This window comes from Hominisplanchenecus sp., from assembly GCF_046967715.1.
Lineage (GTDB): Bacteria > Bacillota > Clostridia > Lachnospirales > Lachnospiraceae > Hominisplanchenecus > Hominisplanchenecus faecis.
Window position 1 is genome coordinate 1 of sequence record NZ_JBKVNQ010000004.1, and the last position, 19,323, is coordinate 19,323.

The following is a 19,323-nucleotide window of genomic DNA, read 5'->3' on the forward strand; positions in this document are numbered from 1 at the left end:
CACGGAACAATCCGTAGGCATCATAGTTGGGGACTTTTGACACCCACATCATACTCTTTTTTCGTCTTCCATGCCTGATACTGATCCCGCACTTCTTTTACCATCTCTTCACTTCCGGCTTCCCGGAGCTCTTTTCGAAATTCTTCCAGGTAAGTATCGACATCTTTGCCGTCGTCTCCTAGCCCGATATTCAGGTTCTTTTTGTAACGAGATACGATCTCTTTCAGTTTCTGGATATCCACCGTGATCTTGCTCTCATCCAGCCAGAATCCATACGCCGGTGAAATATTTGCGGAAGCGATAAAGGTTTTAAAATCTCCCTCCAGATCATCGGACATGCCGCTCCAGATACCGGCTTTTGGCGTATTGAACTGCCATTTCGTGGAACAGAAATATCCGACGTTGCTACTGTTGATGCCGGACGGGAATGCAAAACTTCCATCTTCCTGCACTTCGTAGTGCATCCCCTCCACACCGTACAGGATCGTGTTCAGCACATCTTCATCCGAATACAGAAGATTGAGCACTTTGACGGCCTCTTCCGGATACTTTGTCTCCGAAAAAATGCTCCAGACAGTCACCCAGTCATCCTCGGTATCCAGAACCGGCCGATTGTCAAATGGGATAATAATGACTTTGTCTCCGTAGAGGCTCTCTTCGTACTGCATCTCATCCGGTTTGATGACAAATTCTGCGGCAAATGCATCCCCGGCGATCACCTGTGACTGTCCTGATTCAATGTTTGTGATCACATCTTTTGCCAGATAGCCCTTCTCCTGCCAGCGTTTTGCCAACTCCACCCGTTTTGTGTAGGCATCGCTCTCGTAAATATTGCAGACGGTATCATCCGTTCCTTCATATAATATACCTGCCAGACACCCGTCCAGTGTATCGGCGATCGGGGAACGCTCGACCACGGCATTTCCCCTTTTTTCCAATGCCCACGGCACAACATCCGGGCGTTCTTTCTTTATGATGTCAAGCAGCGGCTCCAGATCTTCCGGTTTATGGATATTGGAAATGTCCATATGATACTTCTCCACATAGGTGCGGTTCAGGATCACGCCGTTCGTATGGATATCACTTAACGGCTTTGGGATCCCATAAACGCCTTCTCTTTCATCCTCCGGCAGATCTGTTTTCTCATCCAGCACTTCCTGCAGGGCGAGTGCATCTGCCATATACGGCTCCATATCCAGCAGCAGGTTTTTCTGACGGTAGTTTTCAAACTGATTGAAATAAATGTTGAGGATATCCACACCGAGCTGCCTGTTTTTATAATAACTGTTTCCCTGGCTGCTGTTCAGTCCGGTCCAGACAAGCCGGGCACGCACGCCGATCTTTTCTTCCGTCAGATCTCCAAGCGTCTGATTGACTTCCGAAAGGTTTTTGCTCAGTCCGGTTCTCGCCGAAATACCGATGTTGATGGTCGGGATGGAATCTGCACTTTCGCTTTCCTGCTGCTGTTTTTCACATCCGGACAGCACAAAAAGTATTACAGCAAGAAACACTATCATATAAAAACATCTTTTTTCGGACATTCTTTCGTGAATTTTCATAATTTTTTCTTCCTTTCTAAGGGTAAATACGGTAAAATAAGACCATTGGAGGTCTTTATGAAAAAACATAAAAGCTTATTTTTCAAATCTGCCACAAAGAAACGGCTGCTCTGGGTTTATCTGGTCACCAGCATCCCTCTGCTTGTCTGTATTCTGCTCGGAAGCGAGTACGGCAAACGTCTTCTGCGGCAGCAAAGTATACAGTACAATCATAACACGCTTTCTCTGCAGCTGGCAACTGTGGATACTTCGCTTGACCATATTTCGAACTACCTGGCTTCGTTTCTTCTGGATGAGAACAATTACCACGGACTGCAAAGCGGGGAGGATGCTCCGGATGAGCAGCGTGCGATCCTTGCCGATTTTACGAATTATCTGGACACGTACACCAGCACTGCCAGCCTGTTTTTCTATATTCCAGATCAGGATATCCTGATCTTTCAGAGTGCAAACTATGATTCTTATCCGGAACGCATGGAGATGCGGCAATACATCCGCCAGGCCTGTCTTTCTCGTACATTTCCGGTCACAAAACCGCAGATCAGCGGCTGGACCTTCCTGCGTATGACGCAGAAAAGTTATCTTATAGATCTGATGGAATACAAAAATGTCTACGTCGGTGCTTTTGCATCCAGCGAATACGTGTTTGAAGATTTCAGGGATCTGACTGCCAGCACGCATGGTGCCCTGATTCTCTCCAACCAGGATGCCGGGGAAGATTTCCTTTACGGTGCAAAGGAGCTGGACCGCAGTCGCTGCGTGAAGATCCCGGTTGATTCTGCCAGAAACCATTACCGGATCATCCTCTATATCCCGACTGCTTATGTACTGGGAGCTTTCTCCTGGTTCCAGTATGCGATCCTGATCATCGCACTTGTCAGTTTTTCGTTTGTTACGTCAATGCTGATCATCACCTGGCGACAGATGGTTTCTCCGGTGCTTCGAATCATCAAAGCAATGGAGGCTGTCGAACAGGGAGATTTCGACAGCCATCTGCCGATCCCGGATACTCATGATGAATTTGCAGAGCTGACGGAAACCTTTAACTATATGATCGGGCAGATCCACGACCTGAAGCTGCAGATCTACGAAGAGAAGCTGAACCAGGCTTACGCCGAACTTCAGTACCTGACCTTGCAGATCAAGCCGCATTTCTTTTTGAACTGCCTGAACCTGATCTACAGTCTTGGGCTGAGTGGCCGCTCTGAGCTGGTCGTGGATTTTTCCGCTACCCTGATGAAGTATTTCCGCTACCTTTTCAAAAGCTCCGACAGCATGGTCGTCCTCTCTGAAGAGCTGAAACATGTGCAGAATTATCTGCACATCCAGCAGATCCGCTTCCAGAATGACCTGGATGCAGCGTTTAATATTGATCCACAGGCTGAAAAAATGCATATCCCCGTGCTAACTCTGCACACTTTTGTAGAAAACATTTTTAAGCACGGCTGTTCCGACTCTGCAAAGATGCAGATTGTGATCAGTGCCGCCCCTCTCATAAAAGATGGAACGACTTATCTTTCTCTTGCCATTGAAGACAATGGAACCGGATTCTCTAAAGAAGCTCTGGAAACTCTCTCCAGACCGGAAGTTCCTTCTCAGAAGACCGGTGAAAAGCACATCGGCATCCGCAATGTAAGACAGAGACTTTCCTATATATATGGAAGCAATTATGTTTTACGTTTTGAAAACCGCTCACAGGGCGGAGCAAAGATCAACCTGCTTTTGCCGCAGAATAGCAAATTTCATGTAGGTTCAGCCTGAAACCAAAGGGCAAACGGAAATATTTGTTATTCACCATTTATAAAAGTTGGAGTCTTCTCCAACTATGAGAAATCAGATTGGAGTGTAATCTTATGAATTTGCTTCTTGTAGACGATGAAGCCTTTGCTCTTGAGGCACTGGAACATGCAATCAACTGGAAATCTCTTGGAATTGATCAGGTCTTTACCTGTGGTAATATCAAAGCTGCCAGACAAATCTGTCAGGAATCGGATATCCAGATCATGATCTGTGATATTGAGATGCCAAACGGAACCGGGCTTGACCTCGCAAAATGGCTGTCAGAGAACTATCCTGACCTTCTGATCCTGTTCCTGACCTGTCATTCTGACTTTTCTTTTGCAAAAGAGGCCATCTCCTACCATGCGTTTGCCTATCTCTTAAAACCGTTTGATATCGAAGAGATTAGCCAGGCAGTAGAAGAAGCCGTCCAGCAGTCCAGAAACCGTCAGAAACTGAACCGCTCGCTCCTTGCCTCCCAGCCACCGGAACGTCTGCTCGCTTCGGAGCACTTCTGGCTGCAGCTGGTCAGCGGTTCCTATCAGAACAGCGATGCCGACTATATTCTCTGGGATGCCTCCAGAAACAGCGTCTTTTTTGATAAGGATGCTCACTATGTTCCCTGTCTGTTTTACATCAGCTCGCTTCCGTCTGAAAATACGGATCTTGGCGTGCTCTCTTACTGTGTGAAAAATGCCCTGAACGAATTTTTTGTCGAAGATCCGGGCTGGCCTCCGGCAATCGAGCCAAAGCCTTGCTTTTTCCTGTCTTTTGTATCTCCGGATCTCTTTCTTGACCGGGAAGTCTTTGACAAATACTGCAGTGATCTGATCCAGTTTTTCCGTCAGAAATTCGGTGCATCCCTGCAGATCCTGACCGGTGAGGAGGGCGATTACCTGACGCTGCAAAGGCAGGCGGATCTGCTTCTTGTGCAGGCCTCTTCTGCCACAGAAAGCCTTGGTGATGGCGATGATACGGAAAAATCTGCCATGATCGTCAAAAAGATCTTTGAACTGGTGAAAGAAAACAAGGCGATCACGCGTGAAGAGCTTGCCAGCCAGGTATTTTTAAGCCCGGATTACATGGCAAAAGTTTTCAAAAAAGAGACCGGCAAGCGGATCAGTGATTATTTATCGGAAGTGCGACTACAGGAGGCAAAATGTCTTCTGACCGACACTACAAGAAGCATCAGCGACATTGCCTCCTCGCTTTCGTACTCCAATTTTTCCGGATTTTCCCGGATGTTCAAAAGTGAAACCGGGCTTTCTCCGGCGGAGTACCGCAAAAAACACCGCAAAGCACTCTGATTTTTCTGTATATCATACCTTTTATAATCTTTTCAGGCAGGCTGCTTCCAGCCTGCCAAGCAGTGCATATAAAAGCATGGCGATCACGCATAGGATCACGATCGACATCAGCACCCAGTCCAGTTTAAACACCTGGGAGCCGTAGATGATTAAATAGCCAAGTCCTCTTCTCGCCCCGATAAATTCCCCGATCACGACACCGACCAGACACAGTCCGATGTTGACTTTCATAATGCTTAAGATGTTCGGCACCGTTCCAGGCAGCACGACTTTCAGAAGCGTATCTTTTTTTGTTCCTCCAAGCGTATAGATCAGTTTCTCTTTCTCCGGTGAACTCTGCGAAAAGCAGGTATAAAGATTTAAAATCGTCCCGAAAACAGCCACCGACATGCCCGCCAGAATGATCGTTTTGATGTTGGCACCGAGCCACACGATCAGAAGCGGAGCCAGTGCAGATTTCGGCAGGCTGTTCAGCACCACAAGTGCCGGCTCCAGGATCTCCGATACCATCGGCAGCATCCACAGCAGAATGGCAAGCAGGATTCCGCAGATAACCACCAGGGCAAAGCTGATCAATGTCTCAGAGAGCGTCACACCGATGTGCATGGTCAGGCTTCCATCCTGAAGCATCTGCCAGGCGGTTTTTGCGATCCGCAGCGGACTGCTGAAAATAAAGCTGTCGATCCACGAAAATTCTGCGGCCACTTCCCATAAAATCACAAAAAACAGGAAAAGAAAAAGACGCATGAACTGCACGGTGCGTCTTCTCCTTCTTACCGTCCGGATATAGTTTTTCTGCGATTCGGAAGGCTTAGTCATGTTCATTCAGCTCCTTCCAGATAAGATTGAAATAATCCCGAAACTGCGGTGCATTTCGAACCTGCATCGGCGTGCGTTCTTTCATATTAAAATCAAGTTTGATTTCTTTTTTGATCCCTGCCGGGCGTTTGCTCAGCACAAAAATCCGGTCTGCCATGCTGATCGCCTCAGAGAGATCATGCGTCACCAGCACCGCCGTCTTCTGTTCTTTTTTGATGATCCGGTAAATATCTTCACAGACCGAAAGTCTAGTCTGATAATCAAGTGCCGAAAATGGCTCATCCAGAAGCAACAATTCCGGCTGAAGTGCCAGTGTGCGGATCAGTGCCGCCCTCTGCCGCATCCCGCCTGAGAGCTGCGACGGCCTTACATTCCGAAAGTCCCACAATCCATAGTCTTTTAACATCTGATCCACGCGTTTCGTATATTTTTCACTCTTTTTCTTCTGGATCTCCAGCCCCAGCATCACATTGCTGTAAATACTCCTCCACTCAAACAGATAATCTTTCTGCAGCATATAGCCGATCCGCTCTTTTTCGCCTGCGATGCTTTTGCCATCGAGCAGGATCTCGCCTTTTTCCGGCTTTAAAAGTCCGCAGATCAGTGAAAGCAGCGTGGATTTTCCACAGCCGCTCGGACCCACAATTGCTGCAAATTCCCCTTCTTTTATATGAAAAGAAATATCCGCCAATGTTTCCGTCTCGCCATCTATGCTGTGATAGGCATAGCTGACATGATTCACTTCCAAAAGCTCTGACATCACGGTCTCCTTCTCTTTTTTTCTAATTTATTTTATGATGCATGGGGAAGTTTTGATTATGAATTGTCTGCTTTCCGGGATTGTGATAAACTAAGAACAGCAGGGACAAAAGTCTGCAACTACGAGTACGAAGTACGGAACCATTCGTATGGTATTCTTTAATGACAATATTATTTTTTATTATAAGTATTACAGAAAGGATGGCTTTTATGGCTAATAAGATAAATTTTCAAAAAGAACTGGATAAACTTCTGGAACAGAATCAGCGTGAGGCACGCGTCCCTTCTCTTTTTCTGCACAGCTGCTGTGCACCGTGCAGCAGTTACGTGATCGAATATTTATCGGATTATTTTCAGATCACGGTTTTTTATTACAATCCGAATATTTACCCGGACGAAGAGTATCTGCACCGTGTAAAAGAACAGCAGCATCTGATCTGCCAGATTCCGCAGAAGTATCCGGTCTCGTTTCTCGAGGGAGACTTTGACAAGGAACGATTCTATGATATGGCAAAGGGACTGGAAAAGATCCCCGAAGGCGGCGAACGTTGTTTTCAGTGCTATCGGCTCCGTCTGGAAAAAACGGCACAGCTTGCAAAGGAACATGGATTTGACTATTTCTGCACGACACTCTCGATCAGTCCTTTAAAAAACGCCCAGAAATTAAATGAAATCGGAGAGGAACTTGCAGATACTTACGGTATCCCATGGCTTCCTTCCGATTTCAAAAAGAAAAATGGTTATAAACGTTCCGTCGAGCTTTCAGCTCTTTATGGTCTGTACCGGCAGGACTACTGCGGCTGCGTGTTCTCAAAAAAAGAACGAGAACGCCAGATTGCATCTGAACTTATTTGATTTTGCCTTTCTTTAATCCTGACTTGCTTTTACTTCATACATATACAATTCATGCAGTGCCCTTGTCGCACAGATGTATCTGGCCTGCCGGTGCAGCGGCGTATTGTCCTGCGTCGTATAAAGTGCAAATACCTGGTCAAATTCCAGACCTTTTGCAAGATAGAAGGTCGTGACGGTCAGTCCCTTTTTGAAGTGGGTGCTGTCACGATCTACCACTGAAAAACGATTCTCTGTATCCATGCCAAGCTCTTCCATCCGCTCTTTCAGATAAGCGGCACTTTTCTTTGCACGCTCCTGTGTCATCTCGATCACAGCGGCCGTCTCAAACTCTTCCAGACGCAGTTTCTCAAGAACGGCTTCCAGTGCCGCCTTTCTGTCTGAAAATGTCTGCTCTTCCACTGGTTTTCCATGACGCTCAAACAGCTCCATATCGGATACATCTGAAATGGAATTGGCATAAGATGCGATCTCCATGGTGTTGCGGTAACTCTTGTTCATATTGATCTTTCGAATGCCACGACCAAAAACACGCGGCAGGAAACTTAAAACATCCCTCGTTTCCTCCTCCATGGTCTGGGCTTTATCTCCGAGGATCGTCATCTTGCAGGAGAACATCTTATCCAGGATCAGATACTGCATGTAGGAATAATCCTGCATCTCATCGATCACCAGATGACGGATGTTTCGGTCCATCCTGCGACTTTTCAGAAGATATTTCAGATACAACATCGGATAAACATCTTCATATTTCAGAAAGCGTTTCTCATAAGAAACCTGCGGCAGTGTCTCATAGCCGTATTCTTTCAGGAACCAGTTATACAACACGTACAGATCCGTACTGCGGTACATTTTCATGAATTTGCCGCGTACGATCTCGATCTCGTCATCGCCGAGATCTCTGCCGATCAGCGTTTCGTACTCATCAACCACGTAATCCATGACAGCCTGCATACGCTCCAGCAGCGGAATATCCGGGAAACGGTAATAAAACATCTCCGTCAGCTGACGTTCGCTCTTTGTCATGCCCTTGTATTTCAGGTCTGAAAAACGCATCAGGCGGTCTTCCAGTCCCAGCACAAACTCATTGAGCTGCAATACAAAATCGATTGACTGTTTTTTGCGGCAGCTTTCTGCATACTTTTCATCGAGAAGCTCTTTTTCGATCTGGTCACAGCGGTCTTCGCAGTCGCTGACCGTATCCCGGAGCTCCCTGTAGGCAAACATATCAAAACTCATCTCCCGGATATTTTCCTCGCCAAGCTCCGGCAGAATGTGGGAAATATAGTCTGAAAATACGCCGTTTGGCGAAAGTACCAGTACATTCGAGGACTTGAGATTTTCCCGGTCATGATAGAGCAGATAAGCAATGCGGTGCAGTGCCACGGAAGTTTTGCCGCTTCCGGCCACGCCCTGGATCGCCAGGATCCGGTCCTGTGTGTTGCGGATGATCGCATTCTGTTCTTTCTGGATCGTCTTGATGATGTTTTTCAGTTTGACATCCCCGTGGCTGCCAAGCTCCTGTTTTAAAACCTCATCATCGATCTTGACATCACTCTCAAATGCATAAATCATCTTCCCGCCACGGATCTTGTACTGCCATTTGGAAAGTACTTCGCCCTCCATGCGTCCTGCCGGGGCATCATAGTAAGCTTCTCCTTTGTCGTAGTCATAAAACAGGCTGGAAACCGGGGCACGCCAGTCATAGACCAGTGGCAGTCTTCCGGATTCTTTTGAAAAATTGCCGATGCCGATATAAAACGTTTCTGCCTCTTCTTCGCCGTCATAGATGAAATCCACCCGCCCGAAAAACGGGGAATCCAGCATCTTTTTGAATCTCCGGCGAAGATCCAGCTTCTCCTTGTTGGCATTGACCTGACCAAGCAGTGCCTGCTGATTATCAAAATCTTCGTAGCCATACTGGTCCATCTCCGTGTAGTTTTCCCAGTAGTACTCATGCATATTTTCGATTTCTTTCTGTCCGTGCAGGATCGCATCATCCAGTTTGCGGATACGCTCCTGCAATTTATCTAAAACATAGTTCAGATACTCTCTGCTGTCCATGTTATCATCCTTTTTATCATTTTAGTCGGAGAGACATCCACTTGTAGAAACGGTGCGTCATTCTTCCGCATTTAAGCATTATACTTTATTTTTTCCTGCGATACAAGGCTTGTTGCATATTTCTCAAAATCGGCAGCAGAGTGCCTGTGCTCTCTTTACATTCTTCTGTTTCCATGCTATCATTTATAATTATTTCCGCAGGAAAGATGCGGATTTTGAATGTTTACAAAATCGAATGCATCCGTCTGCAATTTTTTTTGTGGATTTTTTATACTTTGGAGGTTTTTTATGGTACGAAAAGCTGTTATGGATGACTTTCCTGTCATCCTGAATATTTATGCAACTGCCCGGGCTTTTATGGCAAAAACCGGGAACCCGACCCAGTGGGCAGACGGACATCCTTCCGCTGATCTGCTCCGGGAATGTATCCTCGCACAGAAGCTGTTTGTCTTCACGGATCCCGATGATTTTTCGCAGATTTGCGGCTGTTTTTATTTTGCCATCGAAAACGATCCGACTTATGCACAGATCTCAGAAGGCAGCTGGTTATCCGATGCCCCTTACGGCGTGATCCACATGGTCGCAAGTGACGGGCAGGTGCACGGATTTCTGCGAAACGTGCTGGATTTCTGCGAGCCGCAGACTTCCCATCTTCGCATCGACACACACCACGACAACAAGATCATGCAGCATGTGCTTGAAAAAAACGGATTCCGCAAATGCGGCATCATCCATCTTGCAAACGGTGATCCGCGTCTTGCCTACGAAAAATGCTGATCCGGCTCATGTTCTGATCTCTTTGCCGCCTGCACACACGCAAAAAGCTCCCCGGCTTTGTCCCTATGACATTGCCTGAGAGCTTTTTCTGGTTTTTCTTTTTATATTTCTCTTTTTTGTCTCTGTTTTTATTTTGCACGGAATCTGGCCAGGAAATCTTTTGTCCTTGCATTCTGCGGATTTTCAAAAATATCCGAAGGACTGCCTTCTTCGCAGATGACACCGTCCGCCATGTAAACGACATGGTTGGAAACGTCTCTTGCGAATGCCATCTCGTGTGTAACGACCAGCATGGTCATGCCTTCGTTTGCCAGTCCACGCATAACTTCCAGTACTTCACCTACCATTTCCGGGTCCAGTGCGGATGTCGGTTCGTCAAAGAGCAGGATCTCCGGCTCCATCGCCAGAGCACGGGCGATCGCCACACGCTGTTTCTGTCCGCCTGAAAGCTGACGCGGCTTCGCACTGATGTACGGGTTCATGCCGACTTTTGTCAGATACTGCATGGCCTTTTCTTTTGCTTCTTCTTTGTTTCTTTTCAGAACTTTTGTCTGTCCGATGATGCAGTTCTCAAGAACCGACATATTGTTGAACAAATTAAAAGACTGAAATACCATGCCTACTTTTGCACGGTATGCTGCCGCATTGACCTTTTTATCCACCACGCTGTCTCCATGAAATACCACATCCCCGGAGGTCGGTGTCTCCAGAAGGTTGATGCAGCGAAGCAGTGTGGATTTGCCGGAACCGGAAGAACCGATGATCGATGTCACATCGCCCGGATGTACAACAAAATCAATGTCTTTGAGAACGGCGTTGGCACCAAAAGATTTGGACAGGTGTTTTACTTCCAGAATCGCATCTCTATTCATTTGTCTCTTCCTCCGTTCACATCAGTTTCGATATTTCTCTCTTTGTCAAAGCTTCCTTCTCCCGGATAACTGTAATTTCCGCTCGTATGTGCCAGCTGATCGGTCGTTGCCAGATCAAAACTTGCCGGTCCGTCCAGTTTGGACTCCCAGAAGCGCAGAAGTCTTGAAAAGACAAAGGTCATGATCAGATAGAGGACCATCGCTACAGTCATTGCCTCAAACCACCAGTAATAAGCTCCGGCTGTCTGTTTTGCCGCATAATACAGCTCGATAACACCGATTACGGACAGTACCGAGGAATCTTTGATGTTGATGATCAGGTTGTTGCCGATCTGCGGAATGATGTTTCGCAGCGTCTGCGGGAAAATGACGTACAGCATCGTCTGAAAGTGCGTCATACCGATTGCTTTTGCACCTTCGGTCTGTCCCGGATCGATCGATAAGATACCGCCTCGCACGGTCTCTGCCATGTAGGCTCCGGTGTTGATCGACACGATAAAGAATGCAGCGAACCACATTCCCATAGTGATGCCGAGATACTGCATGGCACCAAAATAGATAAACATCGCCTGGACGATCATAGGTGTTCCGCGGAATACTTCCACGTAGATGTTCAGGATCAGTTTTACGATAAACAACAGGGCTCTTTTAATGATGGAATCCTGTTTGGACACCGGAATGGTCTGCACGATGCCGACCGCAAAACCGATCAGACATCCGACAAAGGTACCCACCAGGGCGATCAGCAGGGTGCTTCCTGCCCCGCGAAGGAAGGATGCACTGTAGTGTGTGACCAGATAAACGACTCTGGCCCAATAGTCTGTTGGCAAAGTACTGCTCATAATACATTTCCTCCCAAACGTGTTTATTCAGACAATGGCTGTACGGAGATCGCTTCGTTCATCATCTGCTCATAGTCTTCTTTTGTCATTTTTTCCAGAACGCTGTTGATCTCATCCACCAGTTCCTGATTGCCTTTCTTTACAGAGATACCGATGTTGATCTCTTCGTCAGATACCTGATAATTGTCATCCGAAGAGGAGAAATCCAGCATTTCCATATCCGGATAAGCCACACAGGCTGCCATTGCAGTCGGCTGGTCAGTACAGATCAGGTCACATGCTCCGGATTCCAGAGATACCAGCATCGTTCCTGTGGTTTCATAAGCCGGCAGTTTGTTTACATCTTCGATCTGATCAAGGCAGGTATCATACCATACGGTGTTGATCTGAGAAGTAGCCGTTGCACCCTTTAAGTCTGCCAGACCTTTTGCATCTTTATACGGTCCGTCCTTTTTTACCAATGTCACGATGGATGCATAATAATACGGGTCTGTGAAATCTACGGATTCCAGACGTTTTGCGGTAATAGACTGTCCTGCGATCGCACAGTCAATGGCTCCGGAACTTACCGATGTCGGAAGGCTGTCCCAGTCCATCTTTACGATCTCCAGATCCCAGCCAAGCTCTTCACAGATGTGTTTTGCCATCATAACGTCATAGCCGTATGCATAATCAGAAGAACCTGAAATCGGAACGGCTCCGTTGGAATCATCGCTCTGTGTCCAGTTGTACGGTGCATAGGCACATTCCATGCCGACACGCAGGGTTTTCTTTTCCCCGGAATCCGCTGCTGCCGCATCGCTTCCTGCTTCACTTTCTGTTTTGCTTCCGCCATCTGTGGATGCTGCCTGCTTGCTTCCGCATCCTGCCATAGACATCGTTACTGCTGCTACAAGTACTGCTGCTAATGCTTTTTTCTTCATTGTTCCGCTCTCCCTTTCAATCCAGGAAACCTGCCGTGACAGTTTTCCTTTACATTTTAAATTTTAAATTTGATAAAAAAGGACAGAGAAGTCCAGAATCCGACCTCTCTGTCTTCTTGTTATCATACCTCAGCCATGCTGCTTTGTCAACGTCTGTCAGTTAAAAAATCTGGCTCCCATATAGCCCACCTGGCCATTTACGGAAACCTTGTACCATCCGCCCTCATCTCCTAAGAACTCTACGGTCGTACCTGCCTCAAACTGACCGATGATGTTGTCACCGTAGTCCGGGTAAGAACGCATGTAGCATGCGGAATTGATTGTCATGTAAACCGGCTGGGCAGCATCCGTCTGCGGCGTTGTCACATCCTGCGTGTCATTGCTGTAGTCACTGCCATCGGTCGTTGCATCATTGCCTGCATTATCATATGTACCGTCGCTGCTCTGTGAGCCATTACTGTATGTGCCGCCACTGTTCTGTGAAGCATTGTTTGCGGAATTGCTGCCATTTTGGCTGTTATCTGCTGTACTTCCTTTACTGTCTGTACCTGCATTGGAAGATGTTGAACTTTCGGTCTGCTTTTCTGTCGCTTTTTCCGTCTGTTTTTTGGTTTCTTTTTCGGTCTGTTTTTTCGTTTCTTTCTCTGTCTGCTTTTTCGTTTCTTTTTCAGTCTGTTTCTTTGTCTCAGTTTCTTTTCCGGTCTCTGTCTGTGCCTCTGTATTTTTACGGATCACAGCCGGATCACTGTTTCCATTGACCTTTGAAGAATAAATCTTCAGTCCCAGGATTGAACCGCCGATGATCAGTATCACGACAACACCGACCAGGAAATAACGCAGGTTATCCGATAACCATTCTTTAAAATCTCCCATTTGGATCCTCCTTGTTTTTGATTTTATGCTGCAGCTTTTCACAGATACTGCTTTTCACTGTGCGAAATAACTGCACTGTCTGTAAGTATATCATGCTTTCCAGCTATAATCCAGTGAAATATTTTTCCAGATGCTCCCTTTTTCATCAGATTTTTCGGATCACATCTCTTTTTACCGGATTCCGTACTCTGTATACAAAATACTGGCTTTCACGTGTATTCTGCCTGAACAAAAATAAGAAGAAAGTGGAACTCTTCTTCAAAAATTCCTCTTTCTTCTTATTTTATATCATTCTATTTCATATTGTTTCTGTCATCCGCTTTCAGCAAACGCACCTTACAGTTCGTTTCCGTTCGGTGTGCCTTTCAGATAACTCATGGCATTATCCAGTGTCACTTCACTGATCGCTGCCAGTGCTTCTTCGGTAAAGAATGCCTGATGAGATGTCACCATAACATTCGGGAAGGATAACAGTCTTGCAACGGTCGAGTGCTCCAGGATCGTCTCGGACATGTCTTCGTAAACGGAACCGTTCTCTTCTTCGTACACATCCAGACCAACGGCAAAGAATTTGTTCTCGCGGATTCCCTGGATCAGGTCATCTGTCTTGATCAGTCCGCCTCTTGAGGTGTTGACCAGGATCACACCGTCTTTCATTTTCTGGATCGTGTCGATATTGATCATGTGATGTGTCTCTTCCATCAACGGGCAGTGAAGGGAGATCAGGTCAGACTGTGAAAGCAACGTATCCAGATCAACATATTCTACGAAATCCAGATCTTTGTTCGGGTACATATCGTAGCCGATCACTTTCATACCAAATCCGTGGCAGATACGTGCCATCGCAGCACCGATTTTTCCGGTTCCGACGATACCTGCGGTCTTTTTGTAGAGGTTGACACCCATCAGTCCGTTCAGACTGTAGTTGTTCTCACGTACTTTGATGTACGCTTTGTGCGTGTGGCGGTTTGCCGTCAGAGCCAGTGCCATCGCATGCTCTGCAACGGCTTCCGGTGAGTAGCTCGGTACGCGTGTTACGGTCATGCCGTAGCCTTTTGCTCTCTCGAGATCTACGTTGTTGAAGCCTGCACAACGCATCAGGATCAGTTTTACCTTGCATGTATTTAAAATATCGATTGTCTCCGCACTCAAGTCCATATTTACGAATGCACACACGGCTTCATAACCGGCAGCCAGCATTGCTGTCTGAGGAGTAAGATTCGGCTCAATGTATACAACATCCAGATCTTTGTATTCTTCTTTGTCCAGATACGCATCAAAAGATTTTATGTCATAACTTTTCGCACCAAAAAACAAAATTTTCATAATTTTATTGCCTCCTTTTCTTTTCTTGTTAGTATGAACTTACAGACATATTATATACAAAAAGCAGAGTAATGTAAAGGAAACAATTTCTCATCTGGAACCTCTTTCATCCGTTGAAAGCCATATCAGATGCAAGACCATATCCCGTCACTGATAAATGAGGTCTTATTTTGCGGCAGCTGCCAGGATCTCTGCCGCTTTCTCATAACCTAATTCTGCGGTATTCAGGCAAAGGTCATAATGATTACGGTCACCCCAGGTTTTTTTTGAAAAATAATGATAATAATTGCCCCGCTGAACATCTCTTTTATGTAATTCCGTGACCGCATTGCTCTGTGCAACACCATCCACTCTTATGATGCGTTCTGTTTTTGCATGCTGGTCGCTACTGTAGATAAAGACATTTAAAAGCTCTGTTTTGTCTTTCAAAATTTCAGCCGCACATCTTCCAAGAAAAATGCACGGTCCTTCGGACACCAGCTGACGCATGACTTTTGCCTGAGCCTCGTAGATCTCATATGGTTTTGTGATCTTGTCAAAATCGCTGGCATAGCTGGTCGCCATGGCAATACTGTACAGGATGCTTCCCATACGTTTCTCGTCGTAATCTTTCATCATGCCAAGGTCAATGCCGTATTTTTCGCTGGCAAGTACCAGCAGTTCACCGTCATAAAACGGGATTCCAAGTTTCTCTGAGAGAAGCTTTGCGACCTCCCGGCCGCCGCTTCCGTATTCTCTGTCAATTACGATCGTTTTTCCTCTCATTATGCCTGTACCTCACTTTGTTCAAACTGGCTGGTATACAGATCTGCATAGAATCCGCCTTTTGCCAGAAGTTCTTCATGATTTCCCTGCTCTACAATGTCACCGTCACGCATGACCAGGATGATATCCGCATTCTTGATCGTGGACAGGCGGTGTGCGATCACAAAACTGGTTCGTTTCTGAGTCAGCTGATCCATCGCCCTCTGGGTCAGAAGCTCCGTTCTCGTATCGACGCTTGAGGTTGCCTCATCAAGGATCAGCATCGGGCTGTTCTGGATCATTGCCCTTGCGATCGTGAGCAGCTGTTTCTGTCCGGCTGAAATCGAAGTATTGTCTGTCAGAATGGTATCATAGCCCTGCGGCAGTGCTTTGATGAAGCTGTGGATGCCACACGCCTTGCAGGCATTTATCATCGTTTCTTCGGATACATTTTCATTATTATATAGAAGATTCTCACGCACACTGCCCTCGAACAGCCAGGTGTCCTGGAGCACCATGCCGAATTTTCTGTGGACATTTTCTCTTGTCATATCTTTTGTGTCCACACCGTCAATCGTAATGGTACCGCCGGTTGGCTCAAAGAATCGCATCAGCAGGTTGACAAGTGTCGTTTTTCCGGCACCGGTCGGACCGACGATGGCTGCTTTCTGTCCCGGTTTTACGTGAACGGAGAAATCGTGGATGATCTCTTTGTCCGGCACGCTCGGGTAGGAAAATTTCACATGGGAGAATACCACATCGCCCTCTACTTCTTCTACATTTGCCATCTTTGCGGATTCATCTTCCAGCTCTTCCTCGGAAAGGAACTCAAAAACTCGCTCGGAAGCGGCTGCCGCGGACTGGATGTTTGTCATACCCTGGGAGATCTGACGCAGCGGCTGTTCAAACAGACGCACATAGATCAGAAATGCCGTGATCACGCCAAAGGTGATCTGACCTTTCATAACGAGCAGGGCACCGATGATGCAGACTGCCACATAGCCGAAGTTTCCGATAAACGTCATCAGCGGCTGCATCAGTCCGGATAAGAACTGTGATTTGTAGTTTGCCGTTCTGACATCTCCGTTTAATTTTTCGAAACGTTCTCTGACTTGTCCCTCTGCTCCGGAAATACGGATCACATCATGACCGGCATACATTTCTTCGATGTAGCCGTTCAGCTCACCCAGGCTTCTCTGTCGGTCGGTGAAGTAGCGCTGGGAGTGTTTCATGATTAGCACCATCAGCACCAGACCGAGCAGTGTGGTCACAACAGTGGTCGTTCCGAGAATCCAGTTGGTGTAGTACATCATGATCAGACAGCCGATAAACTGTGCCACTGCTGATACGATCGCTGCAAGGCTGTTAGAAAATGCCTGACCGATCGTGTCCACATCGTTCGTCACACGTGAGAGCACATCCCCATATGAATGTTCTGAGAAATACTTCAGTGGCAGGCGGTTGATCTTTCCGTCAATATCTTTTCGCATACGCTTGGAAAGTTTCTGTGTCACCGTTGCCATGATAAAGTGCTGTGAGAAACTGCACAGGGCACTGATCAGATACAGTCCGAGAAGAAAAACTGCCACTTTGAAAATGCCGTTCATATCGATGCCGTCATCCTGATGGGCTGCCCGGAACTCATCGCTTAAACGGATGTTGTTCACGATGTTCTGTGCAAGCTCGGAGTTTTTGTCCGTCAGGTCGAGATTCTGAAAATCAATACTTGACGGATCGGTTCCCTCCGGCAGATAGTCCATGATATTGATCTGTCCGGACTGGATCTGTTTCTGGATATCTTCCTGGACTGCTTCGGTGGAAATCCCGCCGGTCAGTCCGTTATATATATAATCTGTGATCTTACTGATCTGATTCGGTCCTGCGATCGTCAGAACTGCACCTAATGCCGCCATGATCAGTGCAAATAAAATGATACCTGCTTCTTTTTTGCAGTAAGAGAACAGATTGCTCAATGCGGCTTTCAGATTCTTTGGTTTTTGTCTTTTTTTATGCATGATTCCGCATCTCCTTTACGCAAGTTCCGCTTTTGAAAGCTGAGATAAAGCAATTTCCTGATAAACTTCACAGTTTTTCATCAGTTCTTCATGGGTTCCGATACCTGCCATCTTTCCGTCATCGAGTACGATGATCTTGTCGGCGTGGCGGATCGTTCCAATACGCTGTGCCACGATCACGCAGGTGGTACCTTTAAGGTCGGTGGAAAGTCTTCTTCGCAGTTCTTTATCTGTTTTATAATCCAGGGCTGAAAACGAATCATCAAAAATCAGGATTTCCGGATTTCTGGCGATCGCACGTGCGATCGAAAGTCGCTGTTTCTGACCTCCGGAAACATTGCCGCCGCTCTGTGCGATATGGCTGTAAAGACCTTCTTCCATTTTATCAATAAATTCCTGTGCCTGCGAGATATCGATGGCTTTCTTTACATCCTCTTCGGTGATCGCTTGTGCCGCCTCACCAAACGCAACGTTTCCTTCGATCGTATCGGAGAACAGGACTGCTTTCTGTGTAACATATCCCATCTTGTCATACAGTCCGCGGAAACTGTAATCTTTTACATTTTTGCCATCAATCAGCACTTCGCCCTCGCTGGCATCGTAAAGTCTTGCTGCCAGACCTGCAAGCGTTGATTTTCCGGAACCGGTCGCTCCGATGATGGCAAGTGTCTCGCCCTGGTTTACCTGGAAACTGATGTGTTCCAGACAGTTTTCTGCGGCTCCCGGATAGCGGAAGGACACATCGTTGAATGTGATGCTGCCTTTTTCTTCCGTCTGTCTGCCGTCATCTTTTCCTTCTCTGACTGCGATATCGGAGTTCAGCACTTCATTGATACGGCCTGCAGATACCTGTGCTCTTGGCAGCATGACAAAAATCATAAGCAGCAGCACAAATGCCATAACTACATACAGGGCATAGGAATTAAATGCCACTACATCACCAAGCATATCCGCCCTTGAACCGATGGCCGTGAATATTTCCGTCATTGTTCCGTTTAACGGAATTGAAATGTCATCAACCAGTTTTGCTCCCAGCCAGTAAATACCAAGAGATAATGCACTCTGTACAAAAATCATCACCGGGAACAGAAATGCCATGCCGTGCATGGTGAACATCTGCGTTTTCATCAGATTTTCGTTGACGCTTTCGAATTTGTCTTCCTGATATTTTTCGGCATTGAATGCACGAACCACTTTCAGTCCGGTCAGATTCTCGCGGGTAACACGGTTGACGTCATCGACCTGTTTCTGTACAGTCTTGAATTTCGGAAGCAACACTGCCATCAGGGTTCCGATCACGACCATGATCAGCACGACTGCTGATGCCGTCAGAACGGATAACTGCCAGCTCTTGCCGACAATCTTCACGATCGCCCAGGCTGCCATGATCGGTGCTTTGATCATCACCTGCAGTCCCATGGCTACGAGCATCTGGATCTGCGTGATATCGTTTGTCGTACGTGTGATCAAGCTTGAGGTAGAAAATTTGCTGATCTCGCCCGCCCCAAAATCAAATACCTTATGGAATACTTTTCCTCTGACATTGTGACTGAAATCTGCTGCAATCTTTGCAGCCAGATAACCGACAATTACCGCCAGCAGGGCACTTCCGAGTGCACATGCCAGCATCTTCCCGCCTGATAACAGATAATCTGAGATCGTATTGCTCTCAGAACTGATCAGAACGGTGATTTCTTTTGTATAGTCCGGCAGTTTCAGATCCAGAAACACCTGACCTGCGATCAGAAGAACGGCAAGAAACGCAAGTCCTTTGTCCTTCTTTCGCATATCTTTCAACAAATGCCACATATG

Annotated in this window: 16 protein-coding genes; 4 read left to right on the top strand and 12 right to left on the bottom strand. The window is 46.7% G+C overall.

Features of this window, described 5'->3' with window-relative positions; translation table 11 throughout:
• Window positions 1-20 precede the first annotated feature (20 nt).
• A complete protein-coding gene (locus tag ACLTL4_RS01000) occupies window positions 21-1,559 on the bottom strand; it encodes a DUF3502 domain-containing protein (RefSeq protein ID WP_412290487.1) in 1,539 nt (512 codons plus the stop codon).
• Between the two features lie 57 nt (window positions 1,560-1,616).
• On the opposite strand from ACLTL4_RS01000, the gene ACLTL4_RS01005 reads away from it, so the two are divergent.
• A complete protein-coding gene (locus ACLTL4_RS01005) occupies window positions 1,617-3,320 on the top strand; it encodes a sensor histidine kinase (protein ID WP_412290488.1) in 1,704 nt (567 codons plus the stop codon).
• A 92-nt stretch (window positions 3,321-3,412) separates the two neighbouring features.
• The gene (locus tag ACLTL4_RS01010; RefSeq protein WP_412290490.1) at window positions 3,413-4,645 is read left to right on the top strand and encodes a response regulator; all 1,233 of its coding nucleotides are present in this window, start codon (window positions 3,413-3,415) and stop codon (window positions 4,643-4,645) included.
• A 21-nt stretch (window positions 4,646-4,666) separates the two neighbouring features.
• On the opposite strand, the gene ACLTL4_RS01015 is transcribed toward ACLTL4_RS01010, so the two are convergent.
• Together ACLTL4_RS01015 and ACLTL4_RS01020 are read right to left on the bottom strand one after the other, a co-directional pair.
• Window positions 4,667-5,464 (bottom strand): ABC transporter permease, encoded by a 798-nt coding sequence (locus ACLTL4_RS01015; protein WP_022118767.1) that lies wholly within the window; start codon window positions 5,462-5,464, stop codon window positions 4,667-4,669.
• Window positions 5,457-6,224: an ABC transporter ATP-binding protein gene (locus ACLTL4_RS01020; RefSeq protein WP_412290492.1), complete on the bottom strand. Its 768-nt coding sequence runs from the start codon at window positions 6,222-6,224 to the stop codon at window positions 5,457-5,459. Before ACLTL4_RS01020 ends, ACLTL4_RS01015 begins: the two co-directional genes overlap by 8 nt.
• A 209-nt stretch (window positions 6,225-6,433) precedes the next feature.
• On the opposite strand from ACLTL4_RS01020, the gene ACLTL4_RS01025 reads away from it, so the two are divergent.
• Entirely contained in the window at window positions 6,434-7,078 is a 645-nt protein-coding gene (locus tag ACLTL4_RS01025) for an epoxyqueuosine reductase QueH (RefSeq protein WP_022118769.1), read from the top strand.
• Window positions 7,079-7,090: 12 nt separating this feature from the next.
• On the opposite strand, the gene ACLTL4_RS01030 is transcribed toward ACLTL4_RS01025, so the two are convergent.
• A complete protein-coding gene (locus ACLTL4_RS01030) occupies window positions 7,091-9,139 on the bottom strand; it encodes a HelD family protein (RefSeq protein ID WP_173865527.1) in 2,049 nt (682 codons plus the stop codon).
• A 288-nt stretch (window positions 9,140-9,427) separates the two neighbouring features.
• Here ACLTL4_RS01030 and ACLTL4_RS01035 point away from each other — a divergent pair, with 288 nt between their 5' ends.
• Entirely contained in the window at window positions 9,428-9,916 is a 489-nt protein-coding gene (locus tag ACLTL4_RS01035) for a GNAT family protein (protein WP_173896162.1), read from the top strand.
• Window positions 9,917-10,044: 128 nt separating this feature from the next.
• On the opposite strand, the gene ACLTL4_RS01040 is transcribed toward ACLTL4_RS01035, so the two are convergent.
• From ACLTL4_RS01040 to ACLTL4_RS01075, 8 genes are all read right to left on the bottom strand, one after another.
• The gene (locus ACLTL4_RS01040; RefSeq protein WP_412320161.1) at window positions 10,045-10,788 is read right to left on the bottom strand and encodes an amino acid ABC transporter ATP-binding protein; all 744 of its coding nucleotides are present in this window, start codon (window positions 10,786-10,788) and stop codon (window positions 10,045-10,047) included.
• Window positions 10,785-11,618: an amino acid ABC transporter permease gene (locus ACLTL4_RS01045; protein WP_173865554.1), complete on the bottom strand. Its 834-nt coding sequence runs from the start codon at window positions 11,616-11,618 to the stop codon at window positions 10,785-10,787. Before ACLTL4_RS01045 ends, ACLTL4_RS01040 begins: the two co-directional genes overlap by 4 nt.
• A 35-nt stretch (window positions 11,619-11,653) precedes the next feature.
• Window positions 11,654-12,553 carry a transporter substrate-binding domain-containing protein gene (locus tag ACLTL4_RS01050; RefSeq protein ID WP_022118774.1) on the bottom strand — a complete coding sequence of 300 codons (900 nt, stop codon included), beginning with the start codon at window positions 12,551-12,553 and terminating at the stop codon, window positions 11,654-11,656.
• A gap of 156 nt (window positions 12,554-12,709) precedes the next feature.
• Window positions 12,710-13,426, bottom strand: coding sequence for an SH3 domain-containing protein (locus ACLTL4_RS01055; protein WP_147631085.1), 717 nt, complete (start codon window positions 13,424-13,426; stop codon window positions 12,710-12,712).
• Between the two features lie 336 nt (window positions 13,427-13,762).
• Window positions 13,763-14,752: a 2-hydroxyacid dehydrogenase gene (locus tag ACLTL4_RS01060; protein WP_022118776.1), complete on the bottom strand. Its 990-nt coding sequence runs from the start codon at window positions 14,750-14,752 to the stop codon at window positions 13,763-13,765.
• 165 nt (window positions 14,753-14,917) lie between these two features.
• Window positions 14,918-15,517 (bottom strand): AAA family ATPase, encoded by a 600-nt coding sequence (locus tag ACLTL4_RS01065; RefSeq protein ID WP_022118777.1) that lies wholly within the window; start codon window positions 15,515-15,517, stop codon window positions 14,918-14,920.
• A complete protein-coding gene (locus ACLTL4_RS01070) occupies window positions 15,517-17,511 on the bottom strand; it encodes an ABC transporter ATP-binding protein (RefSeq protein WP_173865524.1) in 1,995 nt (664 codons plus the stop codon). Before ACLTL4_RS01070 ends, ACLTL4_RS01065 begins: the two co-directional genes overlap by 1 nt.
• Before the next feature lie 15 nt (window positions 17,512-17,526).
• Window positions 17,527-19,320, bottom strand: a complete 1,794-nt coding sequence (locus ACLTL4_RS01075) for an ABC transporter ATP-binding protein (RefSeq protein ID WP_412290497.1) — start codon at window positions 19,318-19,320, stop codon at window positions 17,527-17,529.
• Between the last annotated feature and the right edge of the window lie 3 nt (window positions 19,321-19,323).